22 protein-coding genes are annotated in these 25,132 nt (G+C 28.5%); all 22 read left to right on the plus strand.

Features of this window, described 5'->3' with window-relative positions:
* Positions 1-2: 2 nt before the first annotated feature.
* The 22 genes from ABNT14_RS07550 to ABNT14_RS07655 all read left to right on the plus strand — a co-directional run bounded on the left by ABNT14_RS07550 (position 3) and on the right by ABNT14_RS07655 (position 25,130).
* Positions 3-359 carry a hypothetical protein gene (locus ABNT14_RS07550; RefSeq protein ID WP_145993594.1) on the plus strand — a complete coding sequence of 119 codons (357 nt, stop codon included), beginning with the start codon at positions 3-5 and terminating at the stop codon, positions 357-359.
* 1,243 nt (positions 360-1,602) lie between these two features.
* Complete coding sequence (locus ABNT14_RS07555) at positions 1,603-2,184, plus strand: cysteine hydrolase family protein (protein WP_348719373.1); 582 nt, start codon at positions 1,603-1,605, stop codon at positions 2,182-2,184.
* Between the two features lie 209 nt (positions 2,185-2,393).
* Positions 2,394-4,223, plus strand: coding sequence for an AAA family ATPase (locus tag ABNT14_RS07560; protein WP_101902732.1), 1,830 nt, complete (start codon positions 2,394-2,396; stop codon positions 4,221-4,223).
* Positions 4,224-4,360: 137 nt separating this feature from the next.
* Positions 4,361-5,017 carry a hypothetical protein gene (locus tag ABNT14_RS07565; RefSeq protein WP_101902733.1) on the plus strand — a complete coding sequence of 219 codons (657 nt, stop codon included), beginning with the start codon at positions 4,361-4,363 and terminating at the stop codon, positions 5,015-5,017.
* 1,129 nt (positions 5,018-6,146) lie between these two features.
* Positions 6,147-7,202 carry a DUF4917 family protein gene (locus tag ABNT14_RS07570; RefSeq protein WP_101902432.1) on the plus strand — a complete coding sequence of 352 codons (1,056 nt, stop codon included), beginning with the start codon at positions 6,147-6,149 and terminating at the stop codon, positions 7,200-7,202.
* A 156-nt stretch (positions 7,203-7,358) separates the two neighbouring features.
* Positions 7,359-8,843, plus strand: coding sequence for a S41 family peptidase (locus ABNT14_RS07575; protein ID WP_101902431.1), 1,485 nt, complete (start codon positions 7,359-7,361; stop codon positions 8,841-8,843).
* Between the two features lie 198 nt (positions 8,844-9,041).
* On the plus strand, positions 9,042-9,287 hold the full coding sequence (locus ABNT14_RS07580) for an AbrB/MazE/SpoVT family DNA-binding domain-containing protein (RefSeq protein ID WP_101902430.1): 246 nt from the start codon (positions 9,042-9,044) through the stop codon (positions 9,285-9,287).
* Entirely contained in the window at positions 9,278-9,601 is a 324-nt protein-coding gene (locus ABNT14_RS07585; RefSeq protein WP_101902429.1) for a type II toxin-antitoxin system PemK/MazF family toxin, read from the plus strand. Before ABNT14_RS07580 ends, ABNT14_RS07585 begins: the two co-directional genes overlap by 10 nt.
* Before the next feature lie 234 nt (positions 9,602-9,835).
* Positions 9,836-10,294 (plus strand): helix-turn-helix domain-containing protein, encoded by a 459-nt coding sequence (locus ABNT14_RS07590; protein ID WP_348719374.1) that lies wholly within the window; start codon positions 9,836-9,838, stop codon positions 10,292-10,294.
* Complete coding sequence (locus ABNT14_RS07595; RefSeq protein ID WP_348719404.1) at positions 10,240-11,088, plus strand: IS3 family transposase; 849 nt, start codon at positions 10,240-10,242, stop codon at positions 11,086-11,088. The genes ABNT14_RS07590 and ABNT14_RS07595 overlap by 55 nt, the downstream gene beginning before the upstream one ends.
* A gap of 124 nt (positions 11,089-11,212) precedes the next feature.
* Positions 11,213-12,022 carry an abortive infection family protein gene (locus ABNT14_RS07600; protein WP_101902735.1) on the plus strand — a complete coding sequence of 270 codons (810 nt, stop codon included), beginning with the start codon at positions 11,213-11,215 and terminating at the stop codon, positions 12,020-12,022.
* A gap of 161 nt (positions 12,023-12,183) precedes the next feature.
* Entirely contained in the window at positions 12,184-14,148 is a 1,965-nt protein-coding gene (locus ABNT14_RS07605; protein ID WP_101902736.1) for a DUF2075 domain-containing protein, read from the plus strand.
* 161 nt (positions 14,149-14,309) lie between these two features.
* Positions 14,310-15,707, plus strand: coding sequence for a GmrSD restriction endonuclease domain-containing protein (locus tag ABNT14_RS07610; protein ID WP_101902737.1), 1,398 nt, complete (start codon positions 14,310-14,312; stop codon positions 15,705-15,707).
* A 162-nt stretch (positions 15,708-15,869) separates the two neighbouring features.
* Complete coding sequence (locus ABNT14_RS07615; RefSeq protein WP_159459534.1) at positions 15,870-16,565, plus strand: CPBP family glutamic-type intramembrane protease; 696 nt, start codon at positions 15,870-15,872, stop codon at positions 16,563-16,565.
* A 156-nt stretch (positions 16,566-16,721) separates the two neighbouring features.
* Positions 16,722-18,425, plus strand: a complete 1,704-nt coding sequence (locus ABNT14_RS07620) for an ATP-dependent nuclease (RefSeq protein WP_101902739.1) — start codon at positions 16,722-16,724, stop codon at positions 18,423-18,425.
* A 149-nt stretch (positions 18,426-18,574) separates the two neighbouring features.
* On the plus strand, positions 18,575-19,675 hold the full coding sequence (locus ABNT14_RS07625; RefSeq protein ID WP_101902740.1) for a serine/threonine-protein kinase: 1,101 nt from the start codon (positions 18,575-18,577) through the stop codon (positions 19,673-19,675).
* A gap of 194 nt (positions 19,676-19,869) precedes the next feature.
* On the plus strand, positions 19,870-20,328 hold the full coding sequence (locus ABNT14_RS07630) for a helix-turn-helix domain-containing protein (RefSeq protein ID WP_251007500.1): 459 nt from the start codon (positions 19,870-19,872) through the stop codon (positions 20,326-20,328).
* Entirely contained in the window at positions 20,274-21,122 is an 849-nt protein-coding gene (locus ABNT14_RS07635; RefSeq protein ID WP_317192776.1) for an IS3 family transposase, read from the plus strand. The genes ABNT14_RS07630 and ABNT14_RS07635 overlap by 55 nt, the downstream gene beginning before the upstream one ends.
* Positions 21,123-22,210: 1,088 nt before the next feature.
* Positions 22,211-22,804: a hypothetical protein gene (locus ABNT14_RS07640; RefSeq protein ID WP_101902743.1), complete on the plus strand. Its 594-nt coding sequence runs from the start codon at positions 22,211-22,213 to the stop codon at positions 22,802-22,804.
* Positions 22,805-23,530: 726 nt separating this feature from the next.
* Complete coding sequence (locus ABNT14_RS07645; protein ID WP_101902710.1) at positions 23,531-23,830, plus strand: type II toxin-antitoxin system RelE/ParE family toxin; 300 nt, start codon at positions 23,531-23,533, stop codon at positions 23,828-23,830.
* Positions 23,831-23,833: 3 nt separating this feature from the next.
* A complete protein-coding gene (locus tag ABNT14_RS07650; protein ID WP_101902711.1) occupies positions 23,834-24,118 on the plus strand; it encodes an addiction module antidote protein in 285 nt (94 codons plus the stop codon).
* A 715-nt stretch (positions 24,119-24,833) separates the two neighbouring features.
* The gene (locus tag ABNT14_RS07655; protein WP_058885311.1) at positions 24,834-25,130 is read left to right on the plus strand and encodes a type II toxin-antitoxin system HigB family toxin; all 297 of its coding nucleotides are present in this window, start codon (positions 24,834-24,836) and stop codon (positions 25,128-25,130) included.
* Positions 25,131-25,132 lie beyond the last annotated feature (2 nt).

Genomic DNA, 25,132 nt, shown 5'->3' on the forward strand with positions numbered 1-25,132 from the left:
GCATGAAAAGTGCGGAAATTTATAATAACGACAATGGAGCGGTATTGAATTTAACTAGTCAGAAATGGAATTTGAAAGAAAATGGTATTGGTGGAGTTGATGTAGGAGTTACTATTGTAGGAACAATCCAAGGTGATAGTGCTTCTATAAGGACTTATGGAGACGGATTAATTTATGATGCTAAAATTGAATTAAATAACAATAAAGAATTTAATCAAAAATTCGGAATATTTTTCACTTCATCGCCATCATCTGAGGAGTATGTCACAGCAAATACAATCATAATGGTATTCAATGGACAAGATACGTTGAAAGCAAATATCAGTAGTTGTTCACTAGAAAATAGTCAATATCAATAATTACGACTAAGCATAAACTACTATATCGACAGATATTGAAATAGGATAAAGACAAATTACGGCACACAACACGCGGTATAAAACACTGGGGTTTAAGTGGTTATTCAAACATTCTGCCACGCATCAAGTTCGGTGTAACTTGACAGGAAAGTAGCCCGCAATCCCCAACGGTTTCATACCGCCACCGTTGCAAGTAATGGCGGAATTTCAGCCTGAAATTCCTAATTAGTGATTTATCTTTTCTAGAAATTAATATTGAATAATATTACACTGGAAAAATTGAAAATGACTACTACTCTATTTTTAGGAATAATATAATATCGGCGTTTAAAACGTTTAAAAGTTCTCAAAATGAGTACTCTACTATAGAGAAGCTAAAACCTATTAAAAGGACTTAAAACACCCTTCACAGACGTGTTGATTTTAAATCTTGAGAAAAAGCCTTAAAATAACCCAAGAATAGGGTTAAAAAGTCGGGGACCTCTTTTCTTTCTTATATAACTATAGGGGTCCCCGACTTTTGAGGTACCTCAATTATTAACATTTAAGTATAATAATAAGACTATATATGAAACCTAATAAACATACAGATTTACAAAAGGAATATCGAAATGAAAAATTTAGTTAGAAAATCACTACTTGCAACAACATATATAATTTATTGCTAGTACTTATCTACTTACGAAAATCCTTAGGGGATTTTCTATTCCGTTTTTATTTAATATATTTAGAACTTGAAATACGCAACAAACCATATATAAAACCGTTAACCTGCATTAAGCCAAATTACACGGAATATTAACGGAATTAAGCGTTTTCGAAAAGTAAAATCCTGACAAAGATTACGTGAATCTGTTTGTAATGAAAATAGCGGACTTTCTAGCTCGTTTGCGCAATAGAAACGGAATCGTAAAACAGTAGGTTTTGAAAAATATCACGTAAGATTTTGCTTATAATTCCGAAATGAAAATGGCGGACTTTTTAGCTCGTTTACGCAATCGAAAATAAAAATGAAAAAATGTTCGGAATATCCCCGATGTTAGATTTTTTAGCGTAAGTTTATATGAAAATTTAGACAAGTTAAACGCCGAATAAAAACGCTGAAAAATGTGTGATTTTATAACGGTATTTTAATTAAAAAAGAAAAAACGCACGTTAACAAAGTGTATGAGCGCATATTTTCCTGGCGGAAAAATACGCCACATACACTAGGCGTTGTGTGTAATGCAAAAAACGAAATGAAATGAAAAAAATATTATTGATTTTAACTCTAATTTTAATAACAAATATAGCAAAAGCTCAAACCGATACTGATACAATGAAAACAGCATTAATACTTATTGACATTCAAAATGATTATTTTAAAGGAGGAAAAATGGAACTTTCTGAACCTGAAAAAGCAGGAGAAAAAGCTCAATTAATTTTACAGAATTTTAGAGACAAAAAAATGCCAGTTATTCATATAGAACACCTTTCGACTAGAACAAATTCAACATTTTTTATTCCTAATACTTTTGGTGTAAAAATCCACGAAAGTGTTAAACCTAATAAAAATGAGAAAGTAATTACAAAAAACTACCCTAATAGCTTTAGAGAGACTGACCTTCTAGAATATTTAAATAAAATAGGAGTTGAAAAACTAGTAATATGCGGAATGATGACACATATGTGTGTAGATGCTACAACGAGAGCTGCGAAAGATTTCGGATTTGAATGTACAGTAATAAGTGATGCTTGTGCTACAAAAAATATTGAAATTAATAACGAAACTGTTAAAGCAAAAGAAGTTCAAAAAGCCTTTTTAGGAGCACTAAATTACTATTAATCAACTATTCTAACATCTGAAAAATTTCTGACTGAATAAACACTACACACAACAACATATATAATTCATTGCTAGTACTCGCCTACCTACGAAAATCCTTAGGGGATTTTCTATTCCGTTTTTATTTACTAAATTTAGTACTTTAAAAACGCAACAAACCATATATAAACCGTTATGCCATATTATGAAAAAGAAAATTACTGCTCCTAATGAATATAATTGAACAGATAGAAATCAAGAATTTTCGTTCATTCGGAAATAGAAAAAAAGAATCATATAAGGTAACTAAATGTCAACCTCTAAATATAATTTCTGGAGCAAATGACTCTGGTAAATCGAATATTTTAAGAGCATTAAATTTATTTTTCAATAAAAAAACAGATTTGATAAATTTCTTTGATTTTGACAAAGATTTTTTCAAACGAGAATCAATAGACGATTTAGAAATTAAGGAAGAACTTGTTACAATAAAAGTTTGGTTCAATAACCCGAAAAATAAAGGTAAAAATCAAGAGAAAGAATCAAATATTTATCTTCCTGAAAAATTTTGGGTAAGTAGAAAATGGAAAAAAACTTCAGAATATAGTTTATTTGATCAACTTTCAAGCATAGAAAAAGATTTTGAAACTGAAAAGAAAGATTTGTTTGATTCTTTTTTAGAAGAAAACAGTACAGGAGTTAAAACATTAAAATCAAATGCTAGGGCAAGCCTACAAAAGCAATTAACTGATTTAATAAATTCAATTCAATATCATTATATTCCTGCAATAAAAGACACTAATTATTTCTCTCATTTATACGGAGAACTTCAACAAACTCTATGGAAAACTAAAATTTCTAACGTAGAAGGAAGTAAAAATAAATTTGAAAAAGCTATACAAGAAGAAACAAATATTTTAATGTCCGAATTCAAAAATTCTATAGGGTCAACGAACTTGAATCCAATTGAACCTGTATTTCAACTTCCATCGGATTTAATTAATCTATTTAAAGCATTGATTGTACAAACTGGAAAAGTAGACTTAACATTAAGAGGAGATGGCTTTCAAGCGAAACTAATTCCAGAAATACTTAATTTCATTGCTATAAAAGAATTATCGTTTACAAATAACAGTATAAAAAAAGAATATAAAGCTAAAAAATATTTCATTTGGGGTTTTGAAGAACCTGAAAACTCATATGAGTATAAAAATGCTCAAATTTTATCAGAAAAATTTAGAGATGTATATTCAAATAATGCACAAATATTTATAACTACACATTCTTTCAATTTTTTATCTTTAAGAGCTAGACACATCGGACTATTTAGAGTTTGGAAAGACACATACACCAAAAGTTCTAAAATCTCTAAATTAAAATTCACTACAAACGGAAAAATCAAATTTGATTCTTCAAATTTAAACTCTGACTGGGAATTGCTACAAGAAGAACTTGGATTTTTTTATTTAAATCAAGAACTTAATCAACTCTTTGAAGAAAAGAGAAATCAATTAAAAAAAATTAAAGAGAAAATAGAAACTATTGATAAACCAATTATTTATTCAGAAGGTTTTAATTATCTATATCTGGAGAGAGCTAAAGAAATCTTTTTTCCAGAACTAGAAATTGAAATTAAGGATGCTGGAGGAAAAAATGAACTTCAAAAGTTATTTAAATTGTTTGTGAAAACAGGTTTTGACAGATTCAAAATATTTTTCATATTTGATTGTGATGCAAGAGGTTCTTTTACTGATTGTAATACAAATAAAACAGCTTCATTAATTCCATTTATATTTAAACAAAATCCGAATAATACGATTAAAGAAATTCATTCTGGAATTGAAAATTTATTTGATGATAATATATTTGAAGAACTAGATGAGAACCTAATATTTGATATTGATGAGCATTTAAAAAATGGAGTAGTTAAATCTCGAAATAGAAAGCTAAAAAAGAGAGAATTTGAAACTTATATTTTAGAAACACGAAAACTTAATTCAGATTTTTACAACTTTGAAGATATATTCAACCAAATTGACAATAAAATTAACAGGGCATAACAACTGGTATAAAAAATTGCTAAATTCAATAAAATAGAATGTTTCTAAAACATAAATAACTTAAATTTAAACATCGGAAAATTACGTTTTCAAAAACGCAACTTTCCATACCAAAAACCGTTAGCAAACATTAAAAAATGAAATTTAAAGAAAATATAGAGAAATTTAAAGGAAAATTTGTAGCTGATGGAATTGTAAATATATCAGAATATAATTCGACTAATCCCAAAATATTATGGATTTTAAAAGAAGCTAATAGTATTGATGATTATGATTGGGATTTTAGAGATGCTTTAAAAGACCTTAAAAATGAAAGTGGTCAAGGAATAAAATCTGGGTGGGCTAATACCTTTACACCAATTATATATACAACATATGGAATTTTGAATGATTTAAATTGGGAAGATATGGGAAGTGTATATAATGACCAATCAATTATTGAAATCCTTAATAAAGTTGCTTATATAAATTTAAAAAAAGTCCCTGGAGACAGCAATGCCGACTGGAATAAAATTAAGAGTTATTATAACGAAAATAAAAATGCAATTCATGAACAAATACAGCTCATAAACCCAGACATAATTATTTTTGGTAATACAATGAATTTTTTGGACAATGACTTTTTTGAAATGTTTGGAGAAATTAGAATAGATAAAAGTAACAAATCATTACACATCTACGAAAACAAAGAGAAACTTTTACTGTCAGCATACCACCCTAACAATAGAACTATAAAACAACAAGAATATTGTAATTTGATTATTGAATCTGTAAGAGCTTGGAAAAACAAATAAAAACGATTTGCTAACAGCGTATATAATTTATTGCTAGTACTAACCTACTTACGAAAATCCTTAGGGGATTTTCTATTCCGTTTTTATTTACTAAATTTAGTGCTTCAAAAACGCAACAAACCATATACAAAACGTTAGCTTTCATTAACAAAAAAAATGCGTGAAATTGGAAAAATAAAGCGTTTTCCTAAAGTAGAATCCTGATAAATATTACGCAATTAGAAATGGAATTTTAACACAGAAGATTTTGAAAAATATTACGCAAGAATCTGTCTGTAATTCTGAAATGGAAACGGCAGACTTTAGCCTGTTTATACAATCGGAAATGAAAAACTGTGGGATTCTGACAAATATTACGCAAGAATCTGTCTGTAATTCTGAAATAAAAATGGCGGACTTTTAGCCTGTTTACGAAATTAGGAATGAAAATTTAGACAAGTTAAACGCCGAATAAAAATGCTGAAAAATATGTAGTTTTATATCGGTATTTTAATTGTAAAAAAGGAAAAATAAACGAAAAGCTAACAAAATATATAATTTATTGCTAGTGCTCGCCTACCTACGAAAATCCTTAGGGGATTTTCTATTTCGTTTTTATTTACTAAATTAGTTGCTCGAAAAACACAACAAACCATATATAAACCGTTAACCTGCATTAAGCCAAATTACACGGAATATTAACGGAATTAAGCGTTTTCGAAAAGTAAAATCCTGACAAAGATTACGTGAATCTATTTGTAATGAAAATAGCCGACTTTCTAGCTCGTTTACGCAATAGAAACGGAATCGTAAAACAGTAGATTTTGACAAATATCACGTAAGATTTTGCTTATAATTCCGAAATGAAAATGGCGGACTTTTTAGCTCGTTTACGCAATCGAAAATAAAAATGAAAAAATGTTCGGAATATCCCCGATGTTAGATTTTTTAGCGTAAATTTATATGAAAATTTAGACAAGTTAAACGCCGAATAAAAACGCTGAAAAATGTGTGATTTTATAACGGTATTTTAATTAAAAAAGAAAAAACGCACGTTAACAAAGTGTATGAGCGCATATTTTCCTGGCGGAAAAATACGCCACATACACTAGGCGTTATATACCATTACCAAAAAAACTTCGAAAAAGAAATGAAAATTGAAGAATTACCATCATATAAAGATGTTTGTAAATATTTAGAAGAAAAGAAGAGAACGAAACATTTACTACTTGGAAATGGATTTAGTATGTCTTACGATTCGGAAATTTTTTCATACAACGCATTATACTCTTTTATAGAAAATTTAGATAATGAAGTGCTAACAAAACTATTCAATATCATAAATACAAAGAATTTTGAACTTGTAATGCAACAGATTGACAACTTCATCCAAATGGCAGAAGCTTTTAGTTCAGATAAATCATTTGCTGAAAAATTAAGAATTGCAAACAAAGAATTACAAGAAAGTTTAATTAATGCAATTAAAGAACTTCATCCTGAACACGTATTCGAAGTTCCAGATGAAAAAAGTGAATCTTGTTTTAAATATTTATCTGACTTTCTTGATAATTCTGGAAAGGTCTTTTCAACTAATTACGATTTGTTACTTTATTGGGTTTTAATGAGAAATTCGTCTAAAAATGCAATTGACGGATTTGGAAAAGAGCTTGAAAATGAAGAAGATGTTAAAAGAGGTGAAGAACCTGAATTTTCAGAATTAACTTGGGGAGCAAATAAATCTAAACAAAGTGTATTTTATGTTCATGGAGCTTTACACCTATTTGACTCTGGAATCGATATTATTAAAGAAGTTTATAGTAATAATACATACTTACTTGAAAATATTAAGAAGAGATTAGATAATAAGCATTATCCTATTTTTGTTACAGCTGGAAATGGAAAAGAAAAATTAAATCATATTTCGCATAATAAATATTTAACTGACACTTATGATGAACTTTCGAGTATTTCAGGTTCATTAGTAACGTTTGGGTTTAATTTTGGAGAATATGATAATCATATTATTGAAGCTTTGAATAAAGCATCAAAATTTAATAAAGACAATAGAAGTACAGGTAAATTATTCAGTATTTACATTGGAGTATATTCAGAATCAGATTTAAAACATATTGAATCAATTAAAGATAAATTTGATTGTAAAGTGAATATATATAATGCAAGTACCGCAAAAATTTGGAATAAATAACGGTATATAACACCGTATATAATTTATTGCTAGTTCTAGCCTACTTACGAAAATCCTTAGGGGATTTTCTATTCCGTTTTTATTTACTAAATTTAGTGCTTTAAAAACGCAACAAACCATATACAAAACGTTGTAGCCAATTAAAAAAAACCGCTAATGAATAAAATATCAATCCTTTTAATTATTTTGACTTTATCGTTTAAAATTTCTTTTGGTCAAAATTTTGGCGATTTTCCGAATATTGAGAAACAAAAACTACACAACGATTTAGAGATTCTCTATCAAGGATTAAATAAGTTCCACTCTGGAATGTATTGGTATACACCAAAAGACAGTGTAGATAATGCTTTCAGAAAAGTAAAAGCCCAAATAAATAAAGATATAAATGTGCTTGAATTTCATAAACTCATTGCACCTTTAGTAGCACTTTCAAGAGAAGACCATACAGATATATATTTACCGAAAAGTGTAAAAGAAAAGATAAATAAAGAATCTACTTTTATCCCTTTAACTTTTGTCTTTCTTGGCACAAAACTATATTGTGTCAAAAATGGTTCGAATTATCAAGAATTGGAAATTGAAGGAAAGGAAATTGAATCTATAAATGGAGAGAAACCTATCGATATTGTTGGAAAAATTGGAAGCTTATTTGCTTCAGATGGTTTTATAAAAACAGTTAAATATAGTGACCTAAAAGGGTTTAATTTCTCTAAATATTATTTTTACTACTACGGTAACATTAAAAAAGTAAATATTAAATTTAAAGAATTAGATAACCCATTAATTATTAGGCCTTTAAAAATTAAAAATATCAACAAACATTTACGTTCAAGAAATTCAAACAATAAAGATGATAAAGAAAAAGACTTATTAGAGTTTAAAATACTAAACAAAACAACTGCTTATTTAGGACTTCATTCGTTTTCTAACTCTGATATAAAAAAGGAAACTAAAGAAAGAAGCTTGAGTAAATTTTTAAAAAATAGTTTTGAGTCAATTTCAAATAATAATATTACAAATCTAATAATTGATGTAAGCGAAAACGGAGGTGGAACAGAAGGCAATGAAGGAATCGTTTATTCATACTTAGGAGACAATTATCAAAAATATAAGAAAGTCAGAGCAAAAACTCAAAAAGCAGTTCTTGATAATGGTATTGACAAGCCAATAACATTAAAAACATTTGGATTTTTAGAAAGAACATTTGTAAACAAAAAAATGACAGATGGCTCTTTAGAAAGAAGACAATGGATTGGATACGGTTTAATGGCGTACAAAAAAGCGCCGAAAAACAAATTTTCAGGAAAGGTATATGTTATCATCAGCCCAATAACTTATTCTGGTGGAAGTGAATTTAGCAATATGGTTTATTCAAATAATAAAGGGACTTTTGTAGGGCAAGAAACTGGAGGAGGATATTTGGGAAACACAAGTGGTTATAGCCAAGAACTTACTTTGCCAAACTCGAAAATTGAAATAGACATTCCTGCTTTACAATTTGTTATGAATGTTGAACAAAAACTACCGTTTGGAAGTGGAGTAATTCCTGACCATAAAGTTATACCGAATTTTGAGCAATACATAAGTAATGTAAACGCACCTTTAGAATATATTTTAAAACAGATTGAAAACGAAAAATAACTGGCTACAACAATCTGTATAGTTAATGGCTACTAACTGCTAAACTTAAAGTAAAGTACTTTTTTATAAAGTTCATTACTTACCGAAATTTTTAGTCTTTTAATACGCCACTAACCATACAGTAAACGTTGCCATTAATACGAAAAAACTTTGCGGACTGAATAATTTGTACTAACTTTGTAATTACAAATATAAATTATGGAAACAGCAATTATAAAAATCGGAAATTCTAAAGGTCTGCGTTTAAGCAAGACTGTTTTGGAAAAGTATAATATTAAAGACAAAGTCGAAATGATTTTGGAAAGAGGGCAAATAATCCTAAAACCAATTAGTAGTCCAAGAAAAAACTGGGGAAAAGCATTTGAAGAAATGCGTGAGAATAATGACGACCGATTATTATTCAATGATGTTTTTGAAGACGAAAATTTTGAGGAATGGAATTAGAACAATATTCAATCATACTCGTAAATCTTGACCCAACAATTGGTAGCGAAATTAAAAAAACAAGACCTTGTGTGATTGTTTCACCTAACGAGATAAATAAGTTTTTAAGAACAATCGTAGTTGCACCAATGACGACTAACTTGAAAAATTATCCGACCAGAATTAAAGTAAAACATAACGGAAAGAAAGGAATGATTGCAATTGACCAAATCCGGACAATTGACAAATCTCGAATATTAAAAACGTTTGACCAATTATCGAAATCTGAAATAGAGAAATGTAAAGATATTATAAGAGAAACTTTTGTGGATTAAAACTGGATTTTGAACAAAAAATGAAAAGTACTAATGGCAACAACATGTATAATTAATGGCTGGTTCTCGCCTACTTACGAAAATCCTTGTGGATTTTCTATTCGGTTTATATTTGCTAAATTAGGTGCTTAAACCACGCAACTAATCTTATACAAACACGTTGTGCTTAATTAAAAAAAATGAACTTTACTGAAATAGGTTGACTAAAAATTCATCAATTACTGATAGTCACTTATGAAATTACAAAAACAACCCTGGCGAAAAAAAACGTACGAAAAAGTAACTTTAGAACTCAAATTATTCATCGTTGACCAAATTCAAAATGGTCAAATATCTACAAACTTTGCTTCCAAAAAATATGAGGTTCCTAGAACTACTATTGCATATTGGATTAGAAAATATAGTACCTTAGCTCAACAAAATAATGGTATGAGTAAATTAGATGAAATTAAAAAACTAAAGGAACGAATTGAAGAACTGGAGTTTGTAAAAGACTTTCAGCAAGATATTATTGCCGATATGGAAATCATTACTGGAGTCGATATGTCAAAAAAGTCGTTGCCCGAAACATTAGCAAAAGAGATAGAAATAAAGAAGAAAAACATTTTAAAAGAAAATGGTTCTATCAGTGTTTTGGGATTAGTAAACAAGCCTTCTACAAAAGAATTAAAAAACAAGAAAACAAACAGTTAAATGATAAAAAACTAATTAAAATGGTGCTACAATATCGTAAAACTGTAGGTTCGAAAACTGGAGGAATTAAACTGTACACCGAATTGAAAAACGATATGGTTAATCAGAATATTAACATCGGTAGAGATAAGTTTTATCGATTTTTAAGGCTTCATAACTTACTTATTCCTAAAAGAAAAAACTATGTAACAACAACAAATTCTAAACATCTTTTTAGAAAATATAAAAACATTGTAAAACAACACGTTCCTACTAGACCAGAGCAACTTTGGGTAGCTGATATTACATACATCAAAACTGAAAATGGACACAACTACTTAGCAATCGTTACGGATGCATACTCAAAGCAAATTATGGGATATAAACTCGATAACCACATGAAGACATCACTTTGTACCGATGCGCTCGCTATGGCTATTAAAAATAGAGAATACCCTCATGAAAAACTTATCCATCATTCTGACAGAGGATTCCAATATTGTAATCCTAAATACACTGAGTTTGCTGAAAGTAATGGAATTATCATGAGTATGACCGAAAAATATGATCCCTACGAAAATGCTATTGCTGAAAGAATCAACAGAACTTTAAAGTACGAATATGCTTTAAAAGAAATCATTAAAAATACAGCTATTGCTCAAAAAATCACAAAACAAGCGATAGATATATACAATAATTTAAGAACACATTTTAGCCTAAATTTAAGAAAACCTGCGGAAGTACATTTAAATCCGAATATAAAATATAAATCATATCGAAAAAATAATGTAAATTTACCCCAACTAACTATTTAAAAACAAATATAGTTCAAATTATTTTTTGCATTATAAACGGCTAAAAAAATAGTTTGAACGATATAAATTAACCTAAAAAAAGGTCAACCTATATCAGTATAATACAAAAAGAGACTCTAAATAAATGTCTAAAATTACTCGAATTGAAAGAAAAAAATTAGAAAAATGCCTCGATATGGAAGAAGGATATGTTTTAGATTTTGTTAACAGAACATTTGAAGATTTTTTTTTAGAGTCATTTAATATTGAAATATATAATGAAAAATACAATAGTGGAAATAGTGGCTCAAAAGCAAACAGATTAAGAGAGTTTTGGAAAAAAGAGAATAATTATTTAGTTGGAAAATCTATAATTGAATTACTTGATTACAGTAAAGAAATTGGTTATTCTTACAATAAACCTTATGAAACTCTTGAAGAATGCTATAAAATTGGTCACAAATTAAAAGATGAAATAGATATTGCTGAAATTGATGCAATAAAACCAATTGAAAATACTCGAGATTATAAATTATTATCAGAGTCTATAAAAAATCACATATTAAAAAATCAGCCTGAAGCTGGTTTAGATAGATTACACACGTATATTGTTGGATATATAAGAAATTTATGTGAAAAACATCAAATTCATTATGAAAAGAAAGAGTCTTTAAATGCTATTTTTGGAAAATATGTAAAAGTATTAACCCAAAAAAATGTAATCGAATCTGAAATGACAATTAGAATATTAAAATTCTCTATTTCAATTTTAGATTCTTTTAATTATGTTAGAAATAATCAAAGTTTTGCTCATCATAATAAATCAATTATAAATTATTCTGAAAGTATTTTAATTTTAAATAATGTAAACAGTTTAATTAAGTTTATTCAAGAAATTGAAGAAAAAACAGATAATAATTGTAATATAGATGAACCTGAAAATCTTCCTTTCTAAAAAACATTTGCTAACACCATATATAATTTATTGCTAGTGCTAGCCTACTTACGAAAATCCTTAGGGGATTTTCTATTCCGTTTTTATTTACTAAATTTAGTGCTTCAAAAACGCAACAAACCATATACAACAACGTTGTACTGCATTAAAAAATAAAATTAATGAATAGAGCCTACTATAAAAATTCAATTTCAAAATTTATTACAGAGGATAAAAACTCAATATTAGGACAATTAAGTCTAAACCATTCAAACAGACAATTAGAAGACTTACAAAAAAATGCGTGGGTTAAACAAATTGAAATTTTAAAAGTTCAATTAACTGGTTTTGAAGGGCAGATATATTTTGAATTTGCTATTCCAAGAATGGGGAAACGAGTTGATAATATTATAATAATTAAAGATTCAATATTTGTAATTGAATTCAAAGTTGGTGATGGAGGTTTTGAAAATTATGCACAAGCACAAGTACTTGATTATACTCTAGATTTAAAAAATTTTCACGAAGGAAGTCATAATGCTAAATTAATTCCAGTTTTAGTTGCTACAAATGCACAAAGTCAAGAATCTGAAATAATAAAAATTTCGAATCTTAAAGATGTAGCAAAAACTAACAAAGAGAATTTAAAAGAAACTTTAAAGAAGTTTTTAAATGAATCAAAAAATTATATTAATTATAATTCTTGGGAAAATTCGATTTACAAACCCACTCCAACTATTGTTGAAGCTGCACAAGCTTTATACAAAGGACATAATGTAGAAGAAATATCAAGATCAGATTCGGGAACTATAAATCTATCTAAAACTACAAGTTGTTTAAATAGAATAATTGAAGATTCTAAAATTAATAACAAAAAAACTATTTGTTTTGTAACTGGTGTTCCAGGTGCTGGAAAAACTCTTGCTGGACTTAATATTGCTAACGAGAGAATGAAAGCAGATGAAAATGAACATGCGGTATTTCTCTCAGGAAATGGCCCTTTAGTAGATGTTCTTAGAGAAGCATTAGCTCGTGATTTAGTTAAAAGTTCAAAAAAAAATGGAGAATCTATAACTAAAGAAAATGCAAAACGAGAAACCAATGCATTTATTCAGAATATACACCACTTTAGAGATGAATATTTAAAATACAATATTGAACCAACAGAAAAGGTTGTTGTTTTTGATGAAGCTCAAAGAGCTTGGAATGAAAAACAAGTAAGTTCTTTTATGAAACGTAAAAAAGGAATTGAAAATTTTGGTATGTCGGAACCTGAATTTTTGATTGACGTAATGAATAGACATAAAGATTGGTGTACTATCATTTGTCTTATTGGTGGTGGTCAAGAAATAAACACAGGAGAAGCTGGACTTGAGGAATGGATCAATGTATTTGAAAATAATTATTCTGACTGGAATATTCATTATTCAAACTTAATAACTGATAGTAAGAATTACATAAAAACAGAGAATCAAAAACAATGGCTTGAATCAAATGCAAATTCTAAAAAAGAATTACACTTATCTGTTTCTGTTAGGTCTTTTAGATCTGAAAAACTTGCTACTTTTGTACATGAACTTTTAAATTTAAATACGGATAATGCAAGTACTATTTATCAAGAAATAAAAAATGACTTTCCAATTTATATTACTAGGGATCTATCTATAGCAAAAAAATGGGTTAGAGAACAAGCTAAAGGTTCTGAAAGAACTGGTTTAATTGCGTCTTCAGGAGCAAGAAGATTGAGACCTTTAGGAATTGACGTAAAGAATGAAATTAAAGCTCCTAATTGGTTCTTAAACTCAAAAGAAGATATTAGGTCTTCCTATTTTTTAGAAGAGATTGCTACAGAGTTTGATATTCAGGGTTTAGAAATAGATTGGACTTGCTTAGCTTGGGGTGCTAATTTTCATATTGAAAATAAAAAATGGTGTTTTCAAAATTTCAAAGGCAGCAAATGGCAAAATATAAATCAAGAAATAAGTAAAGAATATCTTAAAAACACATATAGAGTTCTTTTAACTAGATCTAGACAAGGAATGATTATATTTATTCCAAATGGGTCTGAAATAGATCATACAAGACCTAAATCATTTTATGATGGCACCTGGAATTATTTTAAAGAAATCGGGATAGAAGAAAAATAACGCAGTACAACAATATATATAATTCATTGCTAGTACTAATCTACTTACGAAAATCCTTAGGGGATTTTCTATTCCGTTTTTATTTAATATATTTAGAACTTGAAATACGCAACAAACCATATATAAAACCGTTAGCCACAATATATAAACCGAGAAAACGAATGTCATTTAACCCAAAACAAGAATATTTAATCGTAGAAGATAAAATACGACTGAAAGATTTTCACGATTATACCGATTACTATATCACAAGACCACCTTACCAAAGAAAAGCTGTTTGGAGTGTAAAAAAACAACAAGCTCTAATTGATAGTGTTTTTAGACGTTACTATGTTCCAAAGTTAGTAATTAGAGAAGTACGACTTTCAGATGAAAAAACTGTAAATGAAATTATTGACGGACAACAAAGAATTACCTCAATTCAAAATTTCTTTAACAACATTTTCAAATTACCAAAATCACTTGCAGAAATTCACCCAGAACTTCCAGGAAAGTATTTTAAAGATTTGTCACCTGAGTTTAGAATGTTCATTGACAAAAATCTTCACATAAGCGGAGATGTAATCAAAAGTATTGAAGACCCAAAAAACCCAAAACATCAAAAAATTGCAACCGAGATTTTTTGGAGACTTCAACAAGGAGAAAGTCTAAATTTTATGGAGATTGCTCACGCTCAATTAGCTTCAACTGCAAGGAATTTTGTTGTAAAATATAGTGATGATATAACTTTCGATTTTGAGAATTATAAACCAATCGACTCAAACAAAAATAAACATAAGTTTTTCAAAATAATAGATCGAAAAAATGACCGAATGCAACATTTGGCACTTTTTACAAGGTTCTTAATTTTAGAAGAGGAAAACGATTATATTGATGTTAGAGACAAAGTAATCTTTGATTTTATAGACAAGTATATAAGGGTAGATGGAATTGGGAATGAAGATTTTGAAAATACAGAAACAGCTAAAAGTTGTATCCGAACTCTGAATTTACTTTTTGATATTTTTGGCAACGACACAATGATTGACGAAAAGAACGGAATTAAAGAATTAAGTCGTGAATATGTAATTATTTCAGTCTATCAATTAGTTAGACATTTGAGAAATCATTACGTAATTGACGACAAAGAAAAACAATGGATTAAAGACTCTTTCTTTTCTTTCTATCAACGTTGGAGCAAACAAAATGGAGACGATTTAGATATCATACATTTTAGTAATAACAGACAACAAAGCGCTTATAATTTAAAAGAACGAGACATGATTTTTCGTCAACTATTTTTTGAGTATTTAGATAAAAATGAACTTTCATTAACGACAAAAGACGACAGACGAATGTTTAGTGAGGCAGATAGAATTAAAATTTATCGTAGAGATAAAGGACTTTGTCAAAAATGTTTGAGAGAAAACAAAGGAGAAAAGGAATCAACAGTAAGTTGGAGTGAATATCAAGCTGACCATGTTTTTCCTCACGCAAAAGGTGGAATAACAGACATTGAAAACGGACAAATATTATGTAGATATCATAATGCACAGAAAGGTGCGAGAGTTGAAGCGTAAAAAAATACTGTGGCTAACACCGTATATAATTTATTGCTAGTGTTAGCCTACTTACGAAAATCCCTTAGGGGATTTTCTTTTCCGTTTTTATTAACTAAATTAGTTGCTCGAAACACGCAACAAACCATATACAATCACGTTACCAAACATTTTTTAAAAAAATTGAGTGAACTAACAAAAATTTGGAACCTTATAAAAACAGGCTCTGTTGAAAACAAAAAAAGAAGTCCTTTTCAAATGTCTATTTTCATAGGGAAAATACTTTTAATATTACTAGTTTTCAAAATAATATCATTAGGTCTAATTTCCTTTTTAAGCTGGTTAGGAGTTTTTGAGATACCTCTAAATTTGATTGAAACAGGACTCGAATCATTTTCAGAAATTGAAATACTAATACTAGCTTCTATATACGCACCTATATTAGAAGAATTGTCTTTTAGACTTCCTCTTAAACTTTCAAAATGGAATTTAACTATTGCTTCAATTGGTCTTTCACTAAGTTTTTGCAGAGTTTTAGCAGAATTGAAATATGAATATTCACTTATTTTATCGATTACAGTAGGAATAATTGTTTACTTGGTTTTAAATGAAAAAAGATTAAAAAACATACTCGATTTCTCGTCTAAAAATAAACTACCAATTTTTTATTCTTTTTTATTAATATTTAGTTTCTTGCATTTAAAAAACTATGAATTAACAATAGAATTATTAATATTTTCTCCTATATTTCTTTTACCTAGAATTTTAGACGGTATTTTATTATCTTATATTAGATTGAATTCTGGAATTTTATCTGCAATTTTATTTCATTCGTTCAACAATAGTTTTTTTTCAATAATAGAAATAATAGCTAAATAAAAACGTGTGGTAACACCGTATATAATTTATTACTAGTACTAACCTACTTACGAAAATCCTTAGGGGATTTTCTATTCCGCTTTTATTTACTATATTTAATGCTTGAAATACGCAACAAATAATATACAAAAACGTTAGCTACAACTAAAACAAACTATGAATATTGTAAAATTTTCTGTTACAAACTATAGAAGTATAACACAAGCTTATAAGATTCCAATTTCCGAAATTACTGTTCTAATCGGAAAAAATAATGAAGGAAAATCAAATATGCTTAAGGCACTGAATGTTTCAATGGAAATTTTGAGAATTCACGGTTCAAATAGAAGAAGTTCTTATCTGAATAGTTTAGCTAGGAGAAGGAGAAATGGAATGTCATATGATTGGGAAAGAGATTTTCCTATCTCAATACAAAATAGAAAAACTAATACTCAATCAATTTTCAGACTTGAATTTGAATTAACGGAAGATGAAGTCGTTGAATTTAAAAAAGAAATCAAAAGTAATCTAAACGGTACATTACCTATTGAAATTAGAATAGGTAAAGACTTAGAGCCCAAAATTAAAGTGATTAAAACGGGGCGTGGTTCTAAAACTCTTAATTCAAAATCTAGCCGAATTGCCGAATATATTGCTCGAAGAATAGTTTTCAACTATATTCCTGCTGTTAGAACAGACAAAGAAGCAATGGATGTAGTAGACGATATGCTTTCAAAAGAATTATCTATTCTTGAAAGAGAAGAAGAATATAAAGAAGCATTACAAGTTATTAAAGACTTACAAGCACCCATACTTGCTAAACTATCAAATAACATTAAAGAATCCTTGATAGAATTCATACCCAATATAAAAGAAGTTAATATTGAAATTCAAGAAAGAAGAAGACGTTTTGCATTACGTCAACAGTTTGATGTAATGATTGATGACGGGAATAAAACAAACCTTGAGTATAAAGGTGATGGAGTAAAAAGTCTGTCTGCATTAGGTCTTTTAAAGGATATAACCTTAGATAAAGGAACTGCATCTATTGTCGCAATTGAAGAACCAGAATCACACTTACACCCAGGAGCTATACATATCTTAAAAGATACAATTTATGATTTAGCTAACTCAAATCAAGTTATTGTTTCAACTCACAATCCATTATTTGTAAATAGAAACAATATCAAAGGAAATATTATTATTGATTCAGGAAAAGCAAAAGCGTCCAAAAATATTAAAGAAATAAGAGAATTAATTGGAGTGAAAGCTTCAGATAATTTATTAAATGCAAGCTATGTTCTTGTTGTTGAAGGTGAAGAAGATGTAATTGCATTAAAGTCACTCTTACCACATTTAAGTGATAAATTATCTAAAGCTTTAAAAAATCATTATTTAGTAATTGATAAGTTAGGTGGAGCAAGTAATTTGGGTTATAAATTATCTCTATTAAAAAATGCATTATGCACCAATCACGTTCTTTTAGATAATGATTCAGCAGGTAAAGAAGCTTTTGAGAAAGCTGAAAAAGAAGGAATGCTTAAGCAAAAAGATGCAACTTTTATAATCTGCAATGGTATGACAAATTCAGAGTTTGAAGATTGTCTAAATAAAGTCGTGTATGCAGAAAATATTCTAAATGATTATGGTGTTGATATTAATGTAACTCAATTTAGAGGAAATTCTAAATGGTCGGATAGAATGAGAAATGTCTTTCTTTCACAAGGCAAAAATTGGAATGAAAATGTTGAAGCAAGAGTTAAGCATACCGTAGCTGAATCTATTAAAGAGAATCTAGAAAATGCTTTATGTACTCATAAAAGAGGTTCGATTGATGCATTAGTAAAAACATTAGAAAGAATGATTGAAAAAATAAAATAGCAGTAGCTAACAATGTATAAAAATAATAGCGGTTTAATCGCTAAAACGAAAGTAAGTAAATATAAAAAAGAGCTGTGTTTAACCGAAAATTTAGTGTTTGAAAATCCGCTACTATTCTTATACTAACCGTTAGCTACAATTATAAAAAAATGAAAGTCCAAGAATTACAAAATATTTCAGAGGAAGATGATATTCTTCTTCAAGTTGAGAAACTGAAAATTGGATTAATTGCAAATGCAACTGGTGGTGAATTTGAACAAAAAGAATATAGTCGTTTAAGAAAACTTGTTTTAAACATTCCCGATATTAAAAATGTAATTCCAAGGTTTTTAAAACTTTGCAGAACAACTGATGAATTTTGGAGTTGGATTAAAGCCCAAGCTGGAACTTATTCGGATAGACGTTTAATAATTGGAGAAGCAATAAATCCTATTTTAGAAATTGTTGAATACGAAACAAGCGAAGGTTCTCTTGAATTTCAAAAAAACTATGAAGAAAAAAAAATTATTGGACAAGGTGGATTTGGATTAGTGTATTTATACGAACATAAATTATTAGAACTACCTTTTGCAGTCAAAGTTTTTGCTCCAGCTTTCTATGAAGGTGGAGAAAAAGAACTTGAAAGATTTTTTCAAGAAGCTAAAATGCTTTTTAAACTTAATCACCCTTCAATTATTCGAGTTTATGATGCGGGTTTAATAGGCAAAAGACCTTTTATTCGAATGGAATATTTTGAAGGCTTAAACCTTAACGAAATATTAAGTAAACACGGTAGATTAACTCTTGAAAAAGCTCTGATAATGATGAAAAGTATCGTTTCTGGAATGAAATATGCTCACGAAGAAGTTGGAATTATTCATCGTGATTTAAAACCTAGTAATATTATGGCTTCTATTCCAAATCAATTTAGAATAATAGATTTTGGGTTAGGAATTTTTATTGAAAATGAATTACATTCTAGATTAACAAAAATAGGAGAAGCAACTATTAGCGGGTATTATAACGCTCCCGAATTAGTCGAAAATCCTAAACTTATAGATAAAAGGTCAGACATTTATTCATTAGGAGCAATATGGTTTACTATGATTACAGGTCAACCTCCAGCTGGAACTTCTATTTTGGAATCTTTAAAAGAAATTGAAGGAATTAATGAAAATTATATAAATTGTATTATAAACTGTCTTGCAAATATAAATTTGAGAACTAAAAATTGCGAATTATTACTTGATGAAATAAAAAACTGTAGCTAACACCGTATATAATTTATTGCTAGTACTAGCCTACTTACGAAAATCCTTAGGGGATTTTCTATTCCGTTTTTATTTACTATATTTAATGCTTAAAATACGCAACAAATAATATACAAAAACGTTGGCGTGCATTAACCAAATGAACTTTACTGAAATAGGTTGACTAAAAATTCATCAATTACTGATAGTCACTTATGAAATTACAAAAACAACCCTGGCGAAAAAAAACGTACGAAAAAGTAACTTTAGAACTCAAATTATTCATCGTTGACCAAATTCAAAATGGTCAAATATCTACAAACTTTGCTTCCAAAAAATATGAGGTTCCTAGAACTACTATTACATATTGGATTAGAAAATATAGTACCTTAGCTCAACAAAATAATGGTATGAGTAAATTAGATGAAATTAAAAAACTAAAGGAACGAATTGAAGAACTGGAGTTTGTAAAAGACTTTCAGCAAGATATTATTGCCGATATGGAAATCATTACTGGAGTCGATATGTCAAAAAAGTCGTTGCCCGAAACATTAGTAAAAGAGATAGAAATAAAGAAGAAAAACATTTTAAAAGAAAATGGTTCTATCAGTGTTTTGGGATTAGTAAACAAGCCTTCTATAAAAGAATTAAAAAACAAGAAAACAAACAGTTAAATGATAAGAAACTAATTAAAATGGTACAAAAATATCGTAAAACTGTAGGTTCGAAAACTGGAGGAATTAAACTGTATACCGAATTGAAAAACGATATGGTTAATCAGAATATTAACATCGGTAGAGATAAGTTTTATCGATTTTTAAGGCTTCATAACTTACTTATTTCTAAAAGAAAAAACTATGTAACAACAACAAATTCTAAACATCTTTTTAGAAAATATAAAAACATTGTAAAACACCACGTTCCTACTCGACCAGAGCAACTTTGGGTAGCTGATATTACATACATCAAAACTGAAAATGGACACAACTACTTAGCAATCGTTACGGATGCCTATTCCAAGAAAATTATGGGATATAAACTCGATAACCACATGAAGACATCACTTTGTACGGATGCGCTCGATATGGCTATTAAAAATAGAGAATATCCTCATGAAAAACTTATACATCATTCTGACAGAGGATTCCAATATTGTAATCCTAAATACACTGAGTTTGCTGAAAATAATGGAATTATAATGAGTATGACCGAACAATATGATCCATACGAAAATGCTATTGCTGAAAGAATTAATAGAACTTTAAAGTACGAATATGCTTTAAAAGAAATCATTAAAAACACAGCTATTGCTCGAGAAATCACAAAACAAGCGGTAGATATATACAATAACTTAAGAACACATTTTAGCCTAAATTTAAGAAAACCTGCAGAAGTACATTTAAACCCTAATATAAAATATAAATCATATCGAAAAAATAATGTAAATTTACCCGAACTAACTATTTAAAAACAAAGCTAGTTCAAATTATTTTTTGCATTATAAACGGCTAAAAAAATAGTTTGAACGATATAAATTAACCTAAAAAAAGGTCAACCTATATCAGTATAATACAAAAAATACGCAAAAATTGGAAAATAAAGCGGTTTAAAAAAGTAGAATCCTGATAAATATTACGCAATTAGAAATGGAATTTTAACGTAGCAGATTTTGACAAATATTACGCAAGAAATTGTTTGTAATTATGAAATCGGAAATCAAAAACTGTGGGATTCTGACAAATATTACGCAAGAATCTGTCTGTAATTCTGAAATGAAAACGGCGGAATTTTAGCCTGTTTATGCAATCAGAAATGAAAATTTAGACAAGTTAAACGCCGAATAAAAAACGCTGAAAATATGTGATTTTATAACAGTATTTTAATTGTAAAAAAAATAACGAAAAGCTAACAACGTATATAAAAAATGCTTAATTTAGTCATAATACAAAAGTCATTTGCTACATCTGATTTTCCTGCGGAAAATCCTCGTACACAAAACAGCACTTTTCATATACAAACCGTTAGCTTTCATTAACAAAAAAAATGCGTGAAATTGGAAAAATAAAGCGTTTTCCTAAAGTAGAATCCTGATAAATATTACGCAATTAGAAATGGAATTTTAACGCAGCAGATTTTGAAAAATATTACGTAAGAATCTGTCCGCAATTATGAAATAGAAACGGCAGACTTTATCCTGTTTATGCAATCGGAAATGAAAAACTGTGGGATTCTGACAAATATTACGCAAGAATCTGTCTGTAATTCTGAAATGGAAACGACGGACTTTTAGCCTGTTTGCGAAATTAAGAATGAAAATTTAGACAAGTTAAACGCCGAATAAAAATGCTGAAAAATATGTGATTTTATAACAGTATTTTAATTGTAAAGAAAATAACGAAAAGCTAACAACGTATATAAAAAATGCTTAATTTGGTCATAACACAAAAGTTAGTGCCGTTTTGCTACATCTGATTTTCCTGCGGAAAATCCTCGCACACAAAACAGCACTTTTCATATACAAACCGTTGGCAAACATTACCAATCACACCTAGAAAAATGAATAAATTAGCTAAAGAAGATATTACTGTTTTAGATTTTATTATTGATAAGTGTATTAAAACTGGAAATGCAGTTAGTATTAATGACTTAATTAATGCGAAATTGATTAAAGTAAATAATGAAAGTGCTACATTTTCAATTGACTTAAATTCAAAACAAGAATTTATTCGATTATTAGGTATATTAAAAGAATATAATGTTTGTGAATGTAAATTTGAAGAAGATTGCGAATTTGCTCGTACAAATGAAAACACTTTAAATTTCCAGAAAAATGGAGGTTTTAGTGAATTATATAAATCTCTAAATAAAAAAACTTTAGACTGGTATAAAATAATTGCTATCATAGTTCCTATTTTATTTGGATCTGTTTCTGTTTATTTTTTAAATGCAAATTACAATTTGAAGATAAATCAATCGAATTTAAAGAAAGAAAACGATTCTCTAACAAATCATAATTTGATTGTAAGAACTGAACTTTTGTCTTATAAAGACAGTGTGTATCAACTAAAAGATAAGTTAAAACAAGAGAATTTAAAACCATTGTATAAAAAAGAAAACAGTAAAAAGGAACCTTATATAAACGTTGAATAAGTTTATTCATAATAATTTTATTTTTTTTAATAATGATAATAATAAACGATTTGCCAACACTATATATAATTTATTGCTAGTGCTAGCCTACTTACGAAAATCCTTAGGGATTTTCTATTGCGTTTTATTTACTAAATTTAGTACATGGAAAACGCAACAAACCATATATAAATAACGTTAACCTGCATTAAGCCAAATTACACGGAATATTAACGGAATTAAGCGTTTTCGAAAAGTAAAATCCTGACAAAGATTACGTGAATCTGTTTGTAATGAAAATAGCCGACTTTCTAGCTCGTTTACGCAATAGAAACGGAATCGTAAAACAGTAGATTTTGACAAATATCACGTAAGATTTTGCTTATAATTCCGAAATGAAAATGGCGGACTTTTTAGCTCGTTTACGCAATCGAAAATAAAAATGAAAAAATGTTCTGAATATTCCCGATTTTAGATTTTTTAGCGTAAGTTTATATGAAAATTTAGACAAGTTAAACGCCGAATAAAAATGCTGAAAAATATGTGATTTTATAACGGTATTTTAATTAAAAAAGAAAAAAAACGCACGTTAACAAAGTGTATGAGCGCATATTTTCCTGGCGGAAAAATACGCCACATACACATGGCGTTGTGGTGCATTAAAAATAAAAATCTACCAAAAACTGAATTTTATAGTAACTAATCTAAAAATTATTCTTAAATTTGTATCCAAGTAGATACAATATTATGTTCTTTATTGAGAAAACAACCGAATTTGACAAATGGCTGAAAAAGTTGAAAGACTTCAAAGCAAAAGCTAAAATTTTGTTCAGAATTCAAAAATTGGAATCTGACGAACATTTTGGAGATTGTAAAACTGTTGGTGATGGAATTCGGGAAATGCGAATAAATTTTGCAAAAGGTTACAGAATTTACTTCAAGGAAAAAGATGGAAAAGTAATTATTCTGTTAATTGGTGGAGATAAATCAACACAACAAAAGGATATTACGAAAGCGAAAGAAATTTGGAAAAAATTAAATAAATAAAAAATGGGAACTTCAAGATTTGAAATAGCTGATTATTTGGAAAGCAAGGAAATGATTGCCGAATACCTTAACACAGTTTTGGAAGAAGGCAATAATGCAGATGTAATTAATGCAATCGGGAATATTGCTAAAGCTATCGGAATGACAAAAATTGCAGAAGAAACTGGTTTAAGCAGACCGAGTTTGTACAAAGCGTTATCAGATGGAGCGAAACCTCAATTTGCAACAATTATGAAAGTATTAAAAGCTATCGGAGGACAAATACAAGTAAATCCAGCATCTGCCTGAAAATAACGCACCACAACAACATATATAATTTATTGCTAGTGCTAACCTACTTACGAAAATCCTTAGGGGATTTTCTATTCCGTTTTTATTTACTAAATTAGTTGCTCGAAACACGCAACAAACCATATATAAAACGTTGCAAGTAATGGCGGAATTTCAGCCTGAAATTCCTAATTAGTGATTTATCTTTTCTAGAAATTAATATTGAATAATATTGCGCTGGAAAAATTGAAAATGACTACTACTCTATTTTTAGAAAATAAACCCTAAAAAAGAGAAAAAAACAGAATTGAATGCTAAAAAATGAAGCGTGAATAAATAAGCGGAAATTAATTAGGGCGGAGTTTTAAGCTGAAATGTGAAAAAAAGCAGAATTGAACGCTGAAAATAAAACCTGAATAAATAGGCGGAAATTAATTAAAGTGGAATTTTAAGCAGAAACGTAAAAAAAGAGAAATAAAACGGGAAAATTGAAAATTAAGAAATGAGAAATTTAGTTAGAAAATCACTACTTGCAACAACATATATAATTTATTGCTAGTGCTTATCTACTTACGAAAATCCTTAGGGGATTTTCTATTCCGTTTTTATTTAATATATTTAGAACTTGAAATACGCAACAAACCATATATAAAACCGTTACCCTTTATTAAAAAAAGATTAAAAGTTCGTATTATGAGAACATTTTATTTATATTTGCAACAGATAATAAAATATGAAGCGAATAATAGCTAAAAAAACTTTGCGTGAATTTTGGGAAAAACATGCGGAATCTGAACAATATTTAAAAACCTGGTACGAAACTGCTAAAAATTCTAATTGGAATTCTCCAAATGAAGTTAAGGAAACTTATATTAATGCAAGTATTTTGAAAGATAGTAGAGTTGTTTTTAATATTAAAGGAAACTCATATCGACTTATTGTAAAGTTCAACTATGTTAGACAATGGGCATTTATTCGATTTATTGGAACTCATGCTGAATATGACAAAATTAACGCTGACACTATTTAATA

The sequence above is a fragment of the Tenacibaculum dicentrarchi genome (assembly GCF_964036635.1).
Taxonomy (GTDB): domain Bacteria; phylum Bacteroidota; class Bacteroidia; order Flavobacteriales; family Flavobacteriaceae; genus Polaribacter; species Polaribacter dicentrarchi.